This is a genomic window from Aquabacterium soli (genome assembly GCF_003933735.1).
In the GTDB taxonomy this organism is placed as follows: Bacteria; Pseudomonadota; Gammaproteobacteria; order Burkholderiales; family Burkholderiaceae_C; genus Aquabacterium; species Aquabacterium soli.
In genome coordinates, this window is record NZ_RSED01000010.1 from 64,142 (window position 1) to 81,605 (window position 17,464).

Sequence of the window (17,464 nt, forward strand, 5' to 3'; positions counted from 1 at the left end):
GTTTGAAACACAACAAAAAGCCGCTTTGAAGCGCCCCACCTGCCCCCCTGTTTCCCACGGACCCGGCCTCGTCCGATAAAGTCAGGCCATGTCCAGTACCGCAGGTTCACCGCAGCCCCCCACGGCAGACGACATCGCCACGTTGCGCGCCGAACTCGAGGCTGCCCGCGCCGAGGCCGACCGCTACCGCGCCAGCTTCGAGCTGAGCGCCTCCGGCCAGGTCTTGTCCACGCTCGACGGCCGCATGACCCTGGTCAACGACCGCGGCTGCGCCATCCTGGGCCACCGCCGCGAAGCACTTCTGGGCCGGCACTTCAGCGAAATCACCCATCCCGACGACCTCGCCACCAACACGGCGCTGCTCGAACAATTGCGGATCGGGCTGCTGCCCAGCCTGCGCCTGGACAAGCGCTACATCCGCGCCGACGGCACGGCGGTGTGGTGCGCCATCCACGTCGCTGTGATCCGCGACACCGCGGGCCGGCCCACCGCCCTGCTGGCCGTGATCAACGACATCTCCGAACGCAAGCGCATCGAGGCCGAACTGCGCGAGCGCAACGACGTGCTGGCGGGCCTGAGCGCCCACATGCCCAGCGCGCTGTTCATCTACAAGGTGGACCAGCAAGGCCACCGCAGCCTGCCCTACCTCAGCGAGAGCATGAGCACCATGTTCGAGCTGGACCTGCCCACCCTGCGCCAGGACGCCACCCTGCTGGCCCAGCGCATCCATCCCGACGACGTGCACCGCCTGGGCGCCGAGGCCGACGAGAGCCACCGCACGCTGGAGCCGATCCAGCAGGAGTACCGCGTGCTGCTGCCCTCGCGCGGGCTGCGCTGGGTGGCTGCCCGGAGCATGCCTCACCGCATGCCCGATGGCAGCACGCAGTGGTACGGGGTGATGACCGACATCACCGAGCAGAAGCTCTACCAGGAGGCGCTGGTCAACGCCCAGGCCGCCGATCGCGCCAACCAGGCCAAGAGCGATTTCCTGTCGCGCATGAGCCATGAGCTGCGCACACCGCTGAACGCCGTGATCGGCTTTGCACAGCTGCTGCGCATGGACACGCAACGCGCGCTCGACGAAGAACAGCGCCGCCGCGTGGGCCTTATCGAAGAAGCGGGCGCTCACTTGCAGGCCGTGATCAACGACGTGCTCGACCTGTCGCGCATCGAGGTCGGCAGCCTGCCGCTGTCCATCGAATCGCTCAACCTGCGTGCCCTGACCGACGAAGCCCTGAACATGGTGGAGGAAAGCGCGCACGCCGCCGCCGTGCGCCTGCTCCCGCTCGAGGTGGCCGCCGACCTCTACGTGCGCGGCGACCGCGTGCGCCTGCGTCAGGTGCTGGTCAACCTGCTCAGCAACGCCATCAAGTACAACCGCCAGGGCGGCACGGTGCAGATCAAGGCCCGCGCCCAGGGCAGCGAAGTGCACCTCGACGTGACCGACAACGGCATCGGCATGAGCGAGGAGCAGCAGCAGCATCTGTTCGAGCCCTTCAACCGCCTGGGCGTAGAGTCCAGCGGCGTCGACGGCACCGGCATTGGCCTGGTCATCGTGCGCAAGCTGCTGGAGCTGATGGAGGGCGGCATCAAGGTCACCAGTCACAAGGGCCGGGGCACCACGGTGTGCATCAGCCTGGCCAGCGCCCTGCCCGCCGCGCCCGACCTGCCCGCCGCACGCGCCTCTGAAGACGAACCCGCGGCCGCGCCCCTGCGCACCGGCACCCTGCTTTACGCCGAGGACAACGACGTCAACGTGATGCTGGTCGAGCAGATCCTCGCCTTGCGCCCGGAATGGACCCTGCTGGTGGCCGTGAGTGGCCGGCAGGCCCTGGCGCTGGCGCATGAAACCCATCCCGACCTGCTGCTGCTGGACATGCACCTGGGCGACATGACAGGCTTCGAGGTGGTCAATGAGCTGGACAAGGACGACCGCCTGTCGCGCATCCCGCGCGTGGCCCTGTCGGCCGATGCCATGCCCGACCAGATCCATGCAGCCAAGGCCCGCGGCTTCGAGGCCTATCTGACCAAGCCGCTGGATGTGAGCAACCTGCTGGATTGCCTGGACGAGCACATGCGCCGCCTGGGCGGCTGAGCCAGGCCTGGCGCCGGGCCCCGGTCACAAGGCTCAGCGCACCTGGCCGCCCCTGACGCGCTCCACCAGCTCCTGCGCGAATTCGATGAAGGCCTGCGCACCCTTGCTGCTGCGGTCGAACACCACCCCGGGCATGCCATGGCTGGGCGCTTCGGCCAGGCGCACGTTGCGCGGGATCACCGTGTTGAACACCTTGTCGCCGAAGTGGCTCTTGAGCTGGTCGCTGACCTGCTGCTGCAAGGTGATGCGAGGGTCGAACATCACGCGCAGCAGCCCGATCAACTGCAGTTCGCGGTTGAGGTTGGCATGAACCTGCTTGACGGTGTTGACCAGGTCGGTGAGGCCTTCAAGCGCGAAGTACTCGCACTGCATGGGCACGATCACGCCATGCGCGCAGGTCAGGCCGTTCAAGGTGAGCAGGCTCAGTGACGGCGGACAATCGATCAGCACGAAGTCGTAGTCGGCCGCGGCCGCCTCGATGGCGGTTTTGAGGCGCCGGTCGCGGCGCTCCAGGTTGACCAGCTCGATCTCGGCACCGGCCAGTTCGCGGTTGGCGCCCAGCACGTCGTAGCCGCCCTTGGGGCTGGGCCGGCGTGCCTCCGCGATGGTCACGTCCTCCAGCAGCACGTCGTAGACCGTGTGCTCCAGGGTGCGCTTGTCCACCCCCGAGCCCATCGTCGCATTGCCCTGCGGATCCAGGTCAACGATCAGCACCCGCTGCCCGATCTGGGCCAGGCCAGCGGCCAGGTTGACGGTGGTGGTGGTCTTGCCGACCCCGCCCTTTTGGTTGGCAATGCAGAAGATGTGCGGCATGCCTGGATTATGGCGGCAGGGCCCGCCGGCCAACAGACGACAGCGGCCCTGTGTGCCGCAAGCGGACACAAAAAAGCCGCCCGCGGGGCCCCGGAGGCGGCTTCGTTGCAGCGCCGTGACAACCGTGTCCGGCGCAGCGTCTGTTCAGCCAGCGTGACGACGGCGGGCAGCCAGCGTGATGCCGACCAGACCCAGCCCCATCAACGCCCAGGTGCCAGGCTCAGGCACCTGAGGTGGCATCACCAGCTTGCCTTCGGCCACGATGGTGGAAGTGATGCTCCCGTAGTCGCTGACGTTTTGCAGCGTGCTCAGACCGAGTTCCACGAGTCCCAGGGCGGCCGCAAAGTTGTTGAACCCGTCCTGGGTGATCGACAAGCCGGAAATCACGTTGGTGTAGCTGCCCGCCCCGACCTGCACATTGGTCGGGCCGGTCAGCGAGGCGAAGTTCCACAGGTGGAAATGCGACAAGGTGGTGGCTTGTGCGCCGGACACGCCGGAGAAGTTGCCGGTCAGGTCAGCGTACACACGCTTTTCATTGAGGTTGACGCTCAGGTTGGCCACCGTGACCCACCCCCCGGTGGAAACACCAGCCAGTGGGGCCAGGGTCAGGGTTGCACCGCCCAGCGAACCAGCGCTCAGCACGTCGCCGGTGTCACCATTCACCGTCACAAAGCTCAGCGGGGCGTTGGCCGTGACACCCGTTCGCACCGAGCCGAACGGCGGGCGGGGCGTGAACACCTCGTTCACTGCGGCGGGCGCCACCGAAGAGAACACCACCTTGCCCACGTTGAGGGCCGTGACCAGCGACGAGCTGAACGACAGCACGGCATTGCCGCCCACCAAGGTCAGGCCCTGGTGTGTTTCGCCGGGGTGCGCGACGATCGTCGCGGCCTGCGCCAGACCAGCGGCAGCCAGCACGGACGCTGCCACCAGCGTTTTGACATTGAATTTCATGTGGGCTCTCCTCAGTTGGTCGGTACTTGGATGTGGGAATCATGCCGCCTCGCGTCACGCGCGCGGCTGGATTCCAGGTTAGCAGCGAGGGCCCCTGCCCATCAACTACCGTTAACCCTGGCCCATTACCCCTGATTCAAGGGAGCGCGCGCATCCAGACAATGCAGCGTTCGGCCTCCAGCCCTGGCACCACCAGCGGCTGCACGTTCTGTACCTGAACGAATGCGGGCAAGGCTTGCAGTTCGTCCTGGGGGTCGCGGCCTTTCATCGCCATCCAGACCCCCGCGGACGGGCTCAGCCGCTGCCGCGTCCAGGTGGTGAAGTCCACCAGCGAGGCGAAGGCGCGCGAGGCCACCACGTCAAACTGCCCCCCCAGCTGCTCCACCCGGGCATGTTCAGCACGCAGGTTGCCCAGGCCCAACTCGGCCCCCACCTGCCGGATGAACGCGGCTTTCTTCCCCACCGTGTCCACGCAGGTCACCGCGATCGCAGGACACAGGATGGCCAGCACCACGCCTGGCAGGCCGCCACCACTGCCCACGTCCAACAGCTTGAATCGTCCAGGTGCCTGTTGAGCCTGCTCGGCACTCAAGCCAAGGTGCGCAAGCAGCGGTTTGACCACCACCAGGCAATCTGCCAGATGGTGGGTCAGCATGTCCTCAGGGCTGCGCAGTGCGGTCAGGTTGTAGGTGGTGTTCCAACGTTGCAGCAGCGCCATGTAGCGGGCCAGGGACAGGGTCTGTCCCTCGGTGGCAGACAGCGCGACACCGTCCAGCACCGCCGGAATCCGCTGTCCCCAGGCCTCCGCCGTCCACATCTCATGTGCCACTGGTTTGTGCGCCACGCTGCCCGCGCCCCGCCCTGAGCCCTCCCGTGACATGGGCGGCTTCATGCTGCGGCTCCTCTGGCGGTGTCGGCTGTCTCGCTGTTCGCAACACGCCCATCGAAACCTTTGAAGCGCCCCTTCTTCAGGTGGATCAGCAACAAGGAGATGGCCGCGGGGGTAACGCCGGAGATGCGCGAGGCCTGGCCAAGGGTTTCGGGGCGATGACGCTGCAGCTTCTGCCGTACCTCATGGCTCAGCGCGGACACCTGGGCGTAATCCAACTCCTCCGGCAGCTTCAGGTTCTCATAGTGGGTGGCACGCTGAACTTCCTCGTTTTGCTTGTCGATGTAGCCTGCATACTTGATGCTGATCTCCACCTGCTCAATCACCGCGTCGGCCAGCCCTACGCCAAGGTCTTCCCGCAACAGGGCTCGAGAAGGCGCGGCATCGGTGGTTTCACGTGAAACCTCACCCTGCTCGTCCGTGCCGGACCGGGAGAGCTTCGTGTTCGGTCGGGCTCTGGCAATGCCAGCCACCTCTGCCACCGTGTCAAATGAAACACCCGGGCGACGCAGCAGATCGGCCAGACTGTACTCATGTTCCAAGGCCTTGCCCACCATCCGCTCCGCTTCAGCGGCGGGCAAGGTGGCGGGACGCACCCACGTGGCGCGAAGTCGCTCTGTTTCACGTGAAACAGCATCGCGCTTGCGGTTGAAGACATCCCAGCGAACATCGTCTACCAACCCCAGCTGACGACCCAATTCAGTCAAGCGAAGATCGGCGTTGTCTTCGCGCAGCTGCAGGCGGAACTCTGCCCGGCTGGTGAACATGCGGTAGGGCTCGGTCACACCCTTGGTGATGAGGTCGTCCACCAGCACGCCCAGGTAGGCTTGGTCCCGGCGCAAGGTGAACGGCTCGCGTCCCTGAGCCTGCAAGCCGGCATTCACGCCTGCATACAGCCCCTGGGCCGCTGCCTCTTCATACCCTGTCGTGCCGTTGATCTGCCCTGCGAAGAACAGACCCTGGATGGCCCGTGTTTCGAACGTGGACTTCAGTTCACGTGGATCGAAATAGTCGTATTCGATGGCATAGCCGGGCCGCAGCACATAGACCTCTTCCAGGCCGGGCATGGACTGCAGGGCTGCCAGTTGGATGTCGAAGGGCAGCGAGGTACTGATTCCGTTGGGATAGAACTCGTTGGTGGTCAGCCCCTCGGGCTCCAGAAAGATCTGGTGCGAATCCTTGTCGGCAAAGCGGTTCACCTTGTCTTCGATGCTTGGGCAATAACGCGGCCCTACCCCTTCGATCACTCCGGTGAACATCGGGCTGCGGTCGAAGCCAGAGCGAATGATCTCGTGCGTGCGCTCGTTGGTGTGAGTGATCCAGCACGGTAGCTGGCGGGGGTGCTGCGCCGGGGTGCCGAGGAAGCTGAACACCGGCACCTCGGGGCCAGATGGTGCGGATTCGCCCCACTGCCCCACCAGTCCCACACCATCGCCAGGCTGCTCGGACAGTTTGCTGAAGTCGATGCTGCGGCCGTCAAGTCGGGGAGGCGTGCCTGTCTTCAGACGCCCTTGCGGCAGCTTGAGCTCCTTCAATCGGCCTGACAGGCTCACGGCGGGTGGATCACCGGCGCGGCCCGCACTGTAGTTCTGCAGTCCCACGTGGATCTTGCCGTCCAGGAAAGTCCCGGCCGTCAGTACCACCGTGCGGGCCCGGAAGCGCACGCCCACCTGCGTAACCGCCCCCACCACCCGATCGCCCTCCACCATCAGGTCGTCCACAGCCTGCTGGAAGATCCACAGATTGGCCTGGTTCTCCAGCCGATGGCGGATGGCCGCCTTGTACAGGATGCGGTCGGCCTGGGCGCGCGTGGCGCGCACTGCCGGACCTTTGCTGGAGTTGAGAATGCGGAACTGGATGCCGCCCTCGTCGGTGGCGGCGGCCATGGCACCGCCCAGCGCATCCACTTCCTTGACCAGGTGCCCCTTGCCGATGCCACCGATGGACGGGTTGCAACTCATCTGCCCCAAGGTCTCGATGTTGTGGGTCAGCAGCAAGGTGGCGCAGCCCATGCGCGCGGCAGCCAAGGCGGCCTCCGTGCCCGCGTGGCCACCACCGACCACGATCACATCGAATTCTTTGGGGTAGATCATCACAACACCAGCAACAAGCGACGACGCGGCCACAGGGCCGCGCAAGGCCTCGATTATCCCGGAGGGGCTGTCCGATCGCCAGAGGAGATCGCACGTTTCCCTGGCATCCGTGTGGGGGATGACGGAAAGAAGGCTGCCATCAAGTTTCACGTGAAACAAGATCCACTCGATGCCCACGGATGCATCGGCAAAGGATCGGCACAGTCTCAACAGGCCAGAGGTGCATCGCGGCACAATACCGCCATGCATTGCCGACCCGGCTGCGGTGCCTGCTGCACCGCCCCGTCCATCAGCTCACCCTTGCCTGGCCTGCCTCACGGCAAGCCGGCCGGGGTGCCCTGCCCTCATCTGGATGAAGCCCTGCGCTGTGGCCTGTTCGGCAGGCCAGAGCGGCCCACGGTGTGCGGCTCGCTGAAGCCCGCAGCCGACATGTGCGGGCCTGACCGGGCCCACGCCATGCACTGGCTCAGCGAGCTGGAACGTGCGACGGGCTGACGCCGTCGGCCTGGTTCTGGGCCATGGCCGGCAACGGCATCTTGCCATCCAGCAAGGCCTCGGGCGGCACCCCAGACGCTGAACCTGTCAGCACCTTCATGTGCGCGCGCAGTTGCTCTGTGGTCAAACCCTTGCCATCGGGTGCCCATCCTGGCGGCATGAACATATAACCCAAGGCATCCTTCAGGCTGCGGGCGCGCAGCACGTCACGCGCGATGCTGCCCCACTCGTGCAGGCAGATCTTGAGCGCGTTGTACGTGGTCACCTGCTTGACCAGGCCGTAGCGGATGGTCACGTTGTCTTTCTCGGGCACGTAGGTGCCGAACAGCCGGTCAAACAGCAGGATGGTGCCGCCGTAGTTGGCATCCAGGTACTCGACGTTGGCGGCATGGTGCACACGGTGCGCCGACGGTGTGTTCAGGATGCCTTCCAGCCAGCCCAGCTTGGGCACCAGGTCGGTGTGGATCCAGAACTGGTAGACCAGGTTCATCGCGTACGAGAACAGCACCACCTCGGGCGGGAAGCCCAGCAGGCACTGCGGCGCGAAGAACACGAAGCCGCCCGTGATCTTGCCCGTGATGGACTGGCGGAAGGCCGCGGCCAGGTTGTACTGGTTGCCCGAATGGTGCACCTGGTGCGACGCCCAGTACCAGCGGATGCGGTGGCCGGCGCGGTGCATCCAGTAGTAGAAGAATTCGGTGGTGAAGAACATGGCCACCCAACCCCACCAGGCGTCCATCGGCACCGTCCAGACACGGTGCTCGTACATCCACGCGCCCAGCGGCAGCGAGGCGCCCAGCACGGCCCCCATCGGGATGGCCTCGACCACCAGACGCCAGCCGTTGATGCGCACCGTGGTCCAGAAGGCGCCCCAGTCATAGGCCTCGCGGTTCTTGAGACGGCGTGCGATGGCCACGCCTTCCAGCGCGGTGATGCTCACGGCCAGGCCGCCCAGCACCAGCATCAGCATCCGGGTGGCATCCAGGTTCTGCCAGAAGGTCGTCAGGGATTGGAAGATCGTGTCGAGCATGGTGAGGCCACACGGGGGTGGTCAGAAGGTACTTCGCCTGTTCGTCACCATAAGGATTTCCCCCTTGCCTGTCTCCCGGGGAAGCCCTTTGCGCGGTGCATTCACCCCCTGATCGAGGGCCCCCGTTGCATGCATAACGCACGGAGTCTTGAGGAAACGCAACGACCTCACCCCTGCGCCAGGACGCCAAAGCCCAGGCTCAGCCTCCGGGCTCGACAGCCGACAGGTAGTACCACTGCTCCTGCTCGCGCACGAAATCGCTGATCTCTTCCAGGCGCTGGGCACGCCCTCCGGTCTTGAAACGGGCCACGAAGGCCACCCGGCCGCGGGTCTCGGAGGGCGGCAGCGCCGACTTGATCGTCAGGCCCAGCCACTTCAGGCCTGGCTCGGGGGGGTCGATCGCCACAGGCCGTGTCGTCGGGTGCCAGGTCTCCATCAAGTAGGGGCGGATGTCCTTCACGAACGCCGTGTACCGGGAGCGCATCAAGGCCTCGGGTGTGGGCGCCTGCATGGGCAGCACGCCGCCCGGGTGGTAGCGGCCGCAGCAATCGGCATAGGCCGTGGGCAGGCCGCAGGGACATGGTTCCAGCAAGGGGCGGCGGGACGCGCTCATCGAAGGCTCTTGAAGAAATGTGAGGTGGCAAAGGCCGGTGCGCTCATGCAGCCACCCGCCGTCGGACAGGCACAATCATGGCATGACACCCCCTGCCCCGATGAGCAGCCCGCAGAGCCCGTTCCGGCTCGATGGGCGTGTGGCCCTGGTCACGGGCGGCGCGCGCGGACTGGGCCTGAGCATGGCCCACGCGCTGGCGCAGGCCGGCGCCACGGTGTGGATCAATGGCCGCGATGCCCACGCCGCGCAAGCCGCTGCCCTGGCGGTGGCTCAGAACCTGCCCCAAGCCAGCCCGGCACCACGGGCCCTGCCCTTCGACATCGCCGACGAGGCCGCCCGCGCACAGGCCCTTGCCCACATCGAGGCGACGCATGGGGCCCTGCACATCCTGGTCAACAACGTTGGCCAGCGCGACCGCCGGCCGCTGCAGGCCTTCAGCCCAGCCGACATCCTGCGCCTGCTTGACACCAACCTGGTCGCCCCACTGCTGCTGGCCCGCGATGCCGCCCGGCTGATGCCCGACGGCATCCAGTCACCTGCCCTGGGTGGGCGGATCATCAACATCACCTCGATCGCGGGCCCGATCTCGCGCGCCGGCGACGCTGCCTACACCGTGGCCAAGGGCGGCCTGGACGCGGCCACCCGGGCCCTGGCGGCAGAGTTCGGGCCGCGCGGCATCACCGTCAACGCCGTGGCCCCCGGCTATTTCGCCACCGAGGCCAACGCGGCCATGGCTGCCGACCAGGACGTGGCCGACTGGCTGGCCCGCCGCACCTCGCTGGGCCGCTGGGGCCAGCCGCAAGAGGTCGCTGGCGCCGTGGTGTTCCTGGCCTCAGGCGCGGCCAGCTACATCACCGGCCAGACGCTGGCGGTGGACGGCGGCTACCTGGCCCACTTCTGATGCCTGATGCGTCAACAATGCGGGCGATCTCGCCCCGGCGCCGTGCGCATGTTCAGACCTCGTTCTGTGCGCCTTGAAGTTCGGCATCCCGGCTGCGCAAGGTCAGGTAGATCTCGCACACGCCGCGCAGATAGACCAGCGTGGGCATCACCAGCGCCAGCGAAAACACCACCCCGCCACCGATGGCGGCCGCATGGATATAGCCCATGGCCTGGGGAGGCACCACCCGCGCATTGATGTTGTTCAGGCCACCGCCGAACAAGCCCACCATCAACACCTCGGGTGGCACGTCCACACCCGTGAGCCACACCGAGGCTTCGGCCATCAGCCGGCCACCTGCCATCACCACAAAGCCCGTGCCGGCCCCCACCAGGCCGGTGACCAGGCTCAGGCCCACCATCATCACGGCCGCGTGCAGCACATGGTGGCGAAGAAAGCGTCTCACCTGCCGCACGCTCTGCCACGAAGAAGCCCCCGCCCAGACCGTGGGCCCAGTCAGCGGGCCCACCACCGCCCCCCCGGCCAGCATGGCCAGCCCGAGCACCACCACGGTCAGGGGCACCACCAACGCATAGAGCCAAGGCCCGACCGTGGGCAAGCGGCACAACCAGAACAGGCCGGCCAGGACTCCAAGCAAGGCCGCCGCGGCCAGGCCGACCACGGCCAGGGTGATGAGCACACGGTGGCCCACTCCCAGCGCATCCAGCACGGCATCGGTCACTTCGCGTGCGGGCCTGCCCAGCGCCCGGTCCATCAGCAGCAGACCCGCGGCATTGGAGCCGTAGAACACGATGAACAAGGCGGCTGCACCCTGCCCCACAGCCCAGGGCACCTCATCGCGCCCCAGCGAGGCCTGGGCCATCGCGAACGCCAGCCCGCCCGCGGCGAAAGCTGCCAGCAGCACATACATGGCGCGGCCATCGCGCACCGCCTCGATGCTGCCCAGCACGCGCACCACGGCCTGCCACCAATCGAAGCGGCCAGACACCTCGCTGCCTGCCGCGCCATCGGGCGCGAAGGCGCCGCTTTTTGAATTTGTAGTCGTGATATTCATGCTCGCTATTTTGGGAAATCTTAGGGGCTAGCCCTAGGTGAATTTGAGGGGCGCAAGCAACACCTCAGCTGAGTGCTTGACATTTCCGAACGAATTGACCCCCTGAAAAGGGTTGCAGGTGCTATACCAAATCAAATAAAGACCACATAATGGCGTCCTGTGTCTGGTAGCGGCGCCTTCGATGGAATGGGTCCCGATGGTTGAAAGCTCCACATGGTTGATTAGATAGAAGGAGCTCCTTTCCATGAGCAACAACAAGCTGTACGTGGGCAATCTGGCCTACAGCGTCCGCGATCAGGATCTGCAGGATGCCTTTGGCGCCTACGGTGCGGTGCAATCCGCCAAGGTCATGATGGACCGTGACACCGGCCGTTCCAAGGGTTTCGGTTTTGTCGAAATGACGTCTGATGCCGAAGCGCAAGCCGCCATCAACGGCCTGAACGGTCAGCCCCTGGCAGGTCGTTCGATCGTCGTCAACGTGGCCCGTCCCCGTGAAGAGCGTCCCAGCGGTTTCCGCAGCCCCTACGGCGGCGGTGGTCGCAGTGAAGGCGGCTTCGGTGGCGGCGGCGGCGGCGGTGGCCGTCGCGAAGGCGGTGGCGGCGGCTTCGGCGGCGGTGGCCGTCGCGAAGGCGGCGGCGGTGGTGGCTACGGCGGTGGTCGCCGCGACGGTGGCTACTGATCCATCCGGGTTTCTCAAGAAACACAAAAGCGGTGCCCTCAGGGCACCCTTTTTTTTGCCTGCCGCAATGCCATCCCGGGCGGGTGGCCCCTCATCGCGCATCGCTGCAAATGCCCCGAAGCTGAACCGAAGCTTTGTCATTTGCTTACACAAAACCTGTCGTCGCCACCGCCTCTCCATCCGTTGAACAGGCACAACAGCGCCTGCCTCCAGGCGAAGGAGTCGACAACATGAAGCACCTCAAGAACACCATCCGCCACGTCCTGTTGGCCGCCGCCACTGGGCTGGCCCTGGCGCAGGGTGCGCAGGCCGGCGTGAACGTCAGCGTAGGCGTGAACCAACCGGGTTTCTACGGGCGCGTGATCGTGGGTGAGCAACGCCCTGCGGTGATCTACCAGCAGCCCGTGATCGTCCAGTCTTCACCCGTGGCCGTGGTCCAGCAGCCCATCTACATGCACGTGCCTCCGGGCCACTACAAGCGCTGGTCCAGCTACTGCGGTCGCTACGGCGCCTGCGGCCAACCGGTGTACTTCGTGCAGGATGCGCGCCGCCCCGTGGTGATCCATGACCATGGCCGCCGCTGGGACCGCCATGATCGCCATGATCGCCATGACCGACACGACCACCGGGGACGCCATGACCGACACGACAGGCATGATCGTCACGACCGTCACGGGCACTGAGGCTCAGGCCTGTCCCTGGGGGCGCCGCCGCTTCTTGCGGTGCTTTTGCGAGCCCACCAGGGCGTCGAACAAGCCTCGCGGCAAGGCTCGTAGTACAGCGTAGACCACGCCCATTGGCCAGGGGATCACCTTGAACCGTTCCCCCCGCTCGATGGCGGGCAGGGCATGTGCTGCGAAGTCATCCGCATCCATCAGGAAGGGCATCGGGTAGTCGTTGTGTGCTGTCAAGGGCGTGGCGACATAGCCCGGCGTCAGGGTGACCACCTTCAAGCCCCGGCCGCGCAGTTCGCCCCTCAAGGTCTCGCACATCTGCACCACGGCAGCCTTGGTGCCGCAGTACCCCGCATGGCCTGGCAGGCCGCGGGCCGCGGCCACGCTGGCCACGCCCACCAGGGTGCCGCTGCCGCGCCGGGCCATCGGCTCGATGAAGGGCTGGAAGGTGGCGGCCATGCCCAGCACATTGGTTTCGTAGAGCTCGCGCAGCACGGGCAGGTCTTCGGCCAGCGACAGGTCCACGCCGATGCTGACACCGGCATTGGCAATCACGGTGTCGGGCACCCCATGATCGGCCAGGCAGCGCGCGGCCACCGCCAGCAGGGCTTCGGTGTCACGCACGTCGACCTGGTACAGCGCCACGCGTGCGCCGGCCTCGCCTTGCGTGGCCACCCAGGCCTGCAAGGCCTCCACGCGGCGCGCCACCAGCGCCAGCCTGGCGCCCTGCGTCAGGTAGCGTCTGGCCAATGCCTGGCCGATGCCGCTGGAGGCCCCGGTGATGAACACCAGCGGCATCGGGCGGGAACTGCTCACGGCTGCGCGGCCTTGTTCTGTTGCAAGCGACCCGACACGCGCCCACCCAACTGGGTCTGGCCGGTGCGCGCGTCATAGTCCAGGCTGCGGGCATTGACCACGCCTTCCGGGCTGGTCACGCGCACCGGCTGCCGGGAGGTCACACGACGGGTGTCCGTGTGCATCATCAGTTCCTCGCCGTCGAACACCACCGGGCCGCGGGCCTGGTTGGGCGCCGGCGGGGTGGCCACCACATGGGCCTCGCCCTTCAGGTTGACGATGGCGTCATCGCCCTGGTAGGTGCCCTCGATGGCCCGCGCCGTGAGGTGCTGCCCCTGCGCATCTTCGGCCACCATGTGCAGCGTGCTGACGACCAGGCGGTCGCCCTGCGGAAAGTGCGTGATGGTGCTGCCGCGCAGCACGGACACGCGCTTGCCCGACAGGTCGAATCGCTCGACCATGGCATCGTCGAGCACATAGTCGGGGGTGCTGGGCGGGATGGCCGCGCGGTCGCCATCGTCTTCCGAAGGAACCGACTGCACCAGCCACCAGGTGTAGGCCGCCAGGCCCGCCAGCACCACGATCGGAAAGGCCGCCCGTGCGCGGTCCAGGATCAAGGCCAGGGAGCGCGAGGTGTTCACGCGCGGCCCTCCGGCACGTTGGTGTCCAGGGTGGTCAGGTGGCCATGCAGCAGCGCCTCGTAGCGGCCATTGGCCTGCAGCAGCAGGTCGCAGCACTCGCGCGCGGCACCGTGGCCGCCTTGCGCGGTGGTGACATGGTGGGCCACCGCGCGCGCCTCGGCATGTGCATTGGCCGGCGCGCAGGCCCAGCCGGCGCGCAACAGCAAGGGCAGGTCGGGCCAGTCGTCGCCCATGGCAGCCACCTGCGGCCAGTCCAGGCCCAGCGCAGCCAGCAGGGGCATGGCGGCGGCCAGCTTGTCGTGGGCGCCGAACGCGGCGTGGGTCAGGCCCAGGTCCTTCAGGCGGCGGCGCACGGCGGGTGAATCCCGGCCGGTGATCACGATGGGCGTGATGCCGCCCTGCGCCAGCAGCTTCAGGCCATGGCCGTCGAGCGCATGGAAGGCCTTGAGCGTTTCACCCGCCTCGCTGATGTAGAGGCTGCCATCGGTCAGCACGCCATCGACGTCGAAAATGCAGGCGCGGATGTCGCGGGCCCGGGCCAGCAGGGCGTCGTCGAATCGCAGGGAGGGGGTGAGGGATCGCATGCAGGCAGCAGTGAAGATGGCGACGACGGTCAGATGACCTTGGCGCGCATCAGGTCGTTGGTGTTGAGGGCGCCCACCAGGCGGCGGTCGGCGTCGACCACCAGCAAGGTGGTGATGCGGCGTTCTTCCATCACGGCCACGGCCTCGGCGGCCAGCAGCTCATCGCCGATGGTGCGGGGGCCGGGCGTCATGACCTGGGCAGCGGTGGTGGCGCGCAGGTCGGTGCCGGCCTCGATCTTTCGGCGCAGGTCGCCGTCGGTGAAGATGCCCAGCACGCGGCGTTCGGCATCGACGATGGCCGCGGCGCCCAGGCCCTTGGCGCTCATCTCGCGCATCAGCTCGCCAAAGGCGGCGTCGGCGCCCACGGCGGGCACGGCATCGCCCGAGCGCATCACGTCGCGCACATGGGTCAGCAGGCGCCGGCCCAGCGAGCCGCCGGGATGCGATCGGGCAAAGTCTTCCGGCTTGAAGCCGCGCACGTCCAGCAAGGTCACGGCCAGTGCGTCGCCCAGGGCCATCTGGGCGGTGGTGCTGGCGGTGGGGGCCAGGTTCAGGGGGCAGGCTTCCACCGCCACGGCGCTGTCGAGCACCACATCGGCATGGCGGGCCAAGGCCGATTCGGGCTTGCCCGTCATGGCGATCAGGGGGATGCCCTGGCGCTTGAGCACGGGCAGCAGGCCGGTGAGCTCTTCGCTCTCGCCGGAGTTGGAGATGGCCAGCACCACATCACCGGGCGTCACCATGCCCAGATCGCCGTGGTGGGCCTCGGCCGGGTGCACGAACATGGCGGGGGTGCCGGTGGAGGCCAGCGTGGCCGCGATCTTGCGTCCCACATGGCCACTCTTGCCCATGCCCATCACCACCACCCGGCCCCGGCAGGCCAGCACCACGGCCACGGCGCGCGCGAACTCAGCGCCGGCCGGGCCTTCGAGCCGGGCGCGCACATCCAGCAGGGCCTGGGCTTCGATCTGCAGGGCCTGGCGCGCCAGGGCTGCCAAAGCCTCGTCGGCCAGCAAGGCGGGTGCGCCAGAAGAAGAACTTGGGGACATGGACACGGAACCACACAGTAGGATCCAGGGATTCTAGGGACAACATGGCCACCACGCTCGACCTGACACTGCTCTACCTTTTTGCCGCGGTGATCGGCGTGGTGCTGTGCCGCCTGCTGCGCCTGCCGCCCATGCTGGGCTACCTCGTCGTGGGTGTGGTCATCGGGCCCAACGCGCTGGCCCTGGCACAGGATTCCTCCGGCGTGGAACACCTGGCCGAGTTCGGCGTGGTGTTCCTGATGTTCGTGATCGGGCTGGAGTTCAACCTGCCCAAGCTGCGCAGCATGCGTTCGCTGGTGTTCGGCCTGGGCTCCAGCCAGGTGCTGCTGACCATGGCGGCCACGGTGGCGGGCTATTTCGCACTGGCGGGTGTGGTGGGCTGGATCGGCTCGATCGACAGCCACAGCGCCCACCCCGATGGCCTGCTCGGCTGGGGCCTGAACTGGCAGAGCAGCATCGCCCTGGGTGGCGCGCTGGCCATGAGCTCCACCGCCATCGTCGTCAAGATGATGGCCGAGCGGCTGGAGCTCGATTCCGAGCACGGCAAACGGGTGATGGGCATCCTGCTGTTCCAGGATCTGGCCGTGGTGCCCCTGCTGGTGCTGATCCCTACGCTCAGCGCCAGCCCGGCCGACCTGACCCGCGCTCTGCTCCTGGCCACGCTCAAGGCCGCCGTGCTGCTGGGCCTGCTGCTGATGGGCGGTCAGAAGCTGATGCACTGGTGGCTGACCCTGGTGGCCCGGCGCAAGAGCGAAGAGCTCTTCATGCTCAACCTGCTTCTGGTCACCCTGGGCCTGGCCTGGCTCACGGAACACTTCGGCCTGTCGCTGGCCCTGGGCGCCTTCGTGGCAGGCATGCTGGTGGCCGAGACCGAGTACAAGCACCAGGTGGAAACCGACATCCGCCCCTTCCACGACGTGCTGCTGGGCCTGTTCTTCATCACCATCGGCATGAAGCTCGACTGGCACCACGTGGTGGACCACTGGGCTCTGGTGGCCTTGCTGACCACGCTGCCGGTGCTGTTCAAGTTCGCCCTGGTGGCCTCGCTGGCGCGCTGGTTCGGCGCCCAGTCAGGCGTGGCCCTGCGCACCGGCCTGTACCTGGCGCAGGCGGGGGAGTTCGGCTTCGTGCTGCTGAGCCTGGCCAGCGAACACGGCCTGGTCTCACCGCAGGCCCAAAGCCCGCTGCTGGCCTCGATGGTGCTGTCCATGCTGGCCACACCGGTCATCATCATGCACAGCAACCGCATCGTCACGCGGCTCTCGTCCACCGACTGGATGATGCAGTCGCTGGCCATGACCAGGATCGCCTCCAAGGCCATCAACACCGAGCAGCACGTGCTGATCTGCGGCTACGGGCGCAGCGGCCAGAACCTGGCCCGCCTGCTGGAGCTTGAAAAGATCCCCTACATCGCGCTCGACCTCGACCCCGACCGGGTGCAGCAGGCCGCCGCCGCCGGCCAGAACGTGGTGTTCGGCGATGCCACGCGGCTGCAAAGCCTGATGGCCGCCGGCCTGTCGCGCGCCAATGCGGTGGTGATCACCTGGCCCAGCGTGCCCGCGGCGCTCAAGATCCTGGCGCTGGTGCACGAGCAGGCTCCGCACGTGCCCACCGTGGTCCGCACGCTGGACGACACCGGGCTGGACGCCCTGCAGGCCGCCGGCGCCGCCGCCGTCGTGCCCGAGGCCATCGAGGGCTCGCTGATGCTGGGTTCGCAGGCCCTGGCCCTGGTGGGCGTGCCGATGCGGCGGGTGCTGCGGCTGGTGCGCGAGCAGCGCTCGGCCCGCTACGGCCTGCTGCGCGACTATTTCCACGGGGCGGACGACGATTCGGTGGACGAACTCGAGCTCAAGCGTCTGCAATCCGTCACGCTGGCGGCCGATGCGGCCTGCGCGGGCTTGAGCATCGGCGAATTGCACCCCATGATGGAGTCCGTGGCGGTGGTCTCCCTGCGCCGCGCGGGTGGCGCCGTGGTCGCGCCCGATCCTGCCGTCCGCGTGCAGGCGGGCGATACGCTGGTGCTGTCAGGCCGGCCTCAGGCCCTGGCGCGCGCAGAGCACACCCTGCTCAACGGCTAGGCCCCGCGCGTGCGGGCGCCTGGCCTG

The 17,464-nt window shown here is 67.2% G+C and carries 17 protein-coding genes; 6 read left to right on the plus strand and 11 right to left on the minus strand.

Features of this window, described 5'->3' with window-relative positions; translation table 11 throughout:
- Positions 1–88: 88 nt before the first annotated feature.
- Complete coding sequence (locus tag EIP75_RS13875) at positions 89–2,095, plus strand: PAS domain-containing hybrid sensor histidine kinase/response regulator (protein WP_125243882.1); 2,007 nt, start codon at positions 89–91, stop codon at positions 2,093–2,095.
- Positions 2,096–2,128: 33 nt separating this feature from the next.
- On the opposite strand, the gene EIP75_RS13880 is transcribed toward EIP75_RS13875, so the two are convergent.
- The 4 genes from EIP75_RS13880 to mnmG all read right to left on the minus strand — a co-directional run bounded on the left by EIP75_RS13880 (position 2,129) and on the right by mnmG (position 6,844).
- Entirely contained in the window at positions 2,129–2,908 is a 780-nt protein-coding gene (locus EIP75_RS13880; protein WP_125243883.1) for a ParA family protein, read from the minus strand.
- A 144-nt stretch (positions 2,909–3,052) separates the two neighbouring features.
- Positions 3,053–3,862 (minus strand): PEP-CTERM sorting domain-containing protein, encoded by an 810-nt coding sequence (locus EIP75_RS13885; RefSeq protein ID WP_125243884.1) that lies wholly within the window; start codon positions 3,860–3,862, stop codon positions 3,053–3,055.
- A 136-nt stretch (positions 3,863–3,998) separates the two neighbouring features.
- On the minus strand, positions 3,999–4,679 hold the full coding sequence (gene rsmG, locus EIP75_RS13890; RefSeq protein ID WP_125243995.1) for a 16S rRNA (guanine(527)-N(7))-methyltransferase RsmG: 681 nt from the start codon (positions 4,677–4,679) through the stop codon (positions 3,999–4,001).
- A 71-nt stretch (positions 4,680–4,750) separates the two neighbouring features.
- Entirely contained in the window at positions 4,751–6,844 is a 2,094-nt protein-coding gene (mnmG, locus tag EIP75_RS13895; RefSeq protein ID WP_125243885.1) for a tRNA uridine-5-carboxymethylaminomethyl(34) synthesis enzyme MnmG, read from the minus strand.
- Between the two features lie 243 nt (positions 6,845–7,087).
- On the opposite strand from mnmG, the gene EIP75_RS24145 reads away from it, so the two are divergent.
- Entirely contained in the window at positions 7,088–7,339 is a 252-nt protein-coding gene (locus EIP75_RS24145; RefSeq protein WP_199758592.1) for a YkgJ family cysteine cluster protein, read from the plus strand.
- Here EIP75_RS24145 and EIP75_RS13900 read toward each other — a convergent pair.
- Both EIP75_RS13900 and EIP75_RS13905 read right to left on the minus strand, forming a co-directional pair.
- On the minus strand, positions 7,311–8,369 hold the full coding sequence (locus EIP75_RS13900; protein WP_233584858.1) for a sterol desaturase family protein: 1,059 nt from the start codon (positions 8,367–8,369) through the stop codon (positions 7,311–7,313). The two genes, EIP75_RS24145 and EIP75_RS13900, sit on opposite strands and share 29 nt — an antisense overlap.
- A 199-nt stretch (positions 8,370–8,568) precedes the next feature.
- Positions 8,569–8,982 carry a YchJ family protein gene (locus EIP75_RS13905; protein ID WP_125243886.1) on the minus strand — a complete coding sequence of 138 codons (414 nt, stop codon included), beginning with the start codon at positions 8,980–8,982 and terminating at the stop codon, positions 8,569–8,571.
- A gap of 82 nt (positions 8,983–9,064) precedes the next feature.
- On the opposite strand from EIP75_RS13905, the gene EIP75_RS13910 reads away from it, so the two are divergent.
- Positions 9,065–9,883 (plus strand): SDR family oxidoreductase, encoded by an 819-nt coding sequence (locus EIP75_RS13910; RefSeq protein ID WP_233584859.1) that lies wholly within the window; start codon positions 9,065–9,067, stop codon positions 9,881–9,883.
- Positions 9,884–9,935: 52 nt separating this feature from the next.
- Here the strand turns inward: EIP75_RS13910 and EIP75_RS13915 are convergent, their stop codons facing one another.
- Positions 9,936–10,937 (minus strand): hypothetical protein, encoded by a 1,002-nt coding sequence (locus tag EIP75_RS13915; RefSeq protein WP_125243887.1) that lies wholly within the window; start codon positions 10,935–10,937, stop codon positions 9,936–9,938.
- A 244-nt stretch (positions 10,938–11,181) separates the two neighbouring features.
- Between EIP75_RS13915 and rbp the strand changes: the two genes are divergently transcribed.
- Positions 11,182–11,616, plus strand: a complete 435-nt coding sequence (gene rbp, locus EIP75_RS13920) for an RNA-binding regulator (RefSeq protein WP_125243888.1) — start codon at positions 11,182–11,184, stop codon at positions 11,614–11,616.
- Positions 11,617–11,846: 230 nt separating this feature from the next.
- Entirely contained in the window at positions 11,847–12,299 is a 453-nt protein-coding gene (locus EIP75_RS24150; protein ID WP_158622855.1) for a hypothetical protein, read from the plus strand.
- A gap of 3 nt (positions 12,300–12,302) precedes the next feature.
- On the opposite strand, the gene EIP75_RS13930 is transcribed toward EIP75_RS24150, so the two are convergent.
- Genes EIP75_RS13930 through EIP75_RS13945 form a run of 4 tightly spaced genes read right to left on the minus strand, consistent with a single transcriptional unit; the run spans position 12,303 to position 15,359 of the window.
- The gene (locus EIP75_RS13930) at positions 12,303–13,088 is read right to left on the minus strand and encodes an SDR family oxidoreductase (protein WP_125243998.1); all 786 of its coding nucleotides are present in this window, start codon (positions 13,086–13,088) and stop codon (positions 12,303–12,305) included.
- 14 nt (positions 13,089–13,102) lie between these two features.
- On the minus strand, positions 13,103–13,726 hold the full coding sequence (gene lptC / locus EIP75_RS13935) for an LPS export ABC transporter periplasmic protein LptC (RefSeq protein ID WP_158622856.1): 624 nt from the start codon (positions 13,724–13,726) through the stop codon (positions 13,103–13,105).
- Positions 13,723–14,310, minus strand: coding sequence for a KdsC family phosphatase (locus EIP75_RS13940; RefSeq protein WP_125243890.1), 588 nt, complete (start codon positions 14,308–14,310; stop codon positions 13,723–13,725). Before EIP75_RS13940 ends, lptC begins: the two co-directional genes overlap by 4 nt.
- A 29-nt stretch (positions 14,311–14,339) precedes the next feature.
- Positions 14,340–15,359 (minus strand): KpsF/GutQ family sugar-phosphate isomerase, encoded by a 1,020-nt coding sequence (locus EIP75_RS13945; protein ID WP_125243891.1) that lies wholly within the window; start codon positions 15,357–15,359, stop codon positions 14,340–14,342.
- A gap of 44 nt (positions 15,360–15,403) precedes the next feature.
- Between EIP75_RS13945 and EIP75_RS13950 the strand changes: the two genes are divergently transcribed.
- Positions 15,404–17,437, plus strand: a complete 2,034-nt coding sequence (locus tag EIP75_RS13950) for a monovalent cation:proton antiporter family protein (protein ID WP_125243892.1) — start codon at positions 15,404–15,406, stop codon at positions 17,435–17,437.
- Positions 17,438–17,464: the final 27 nt, after the last annotated feature.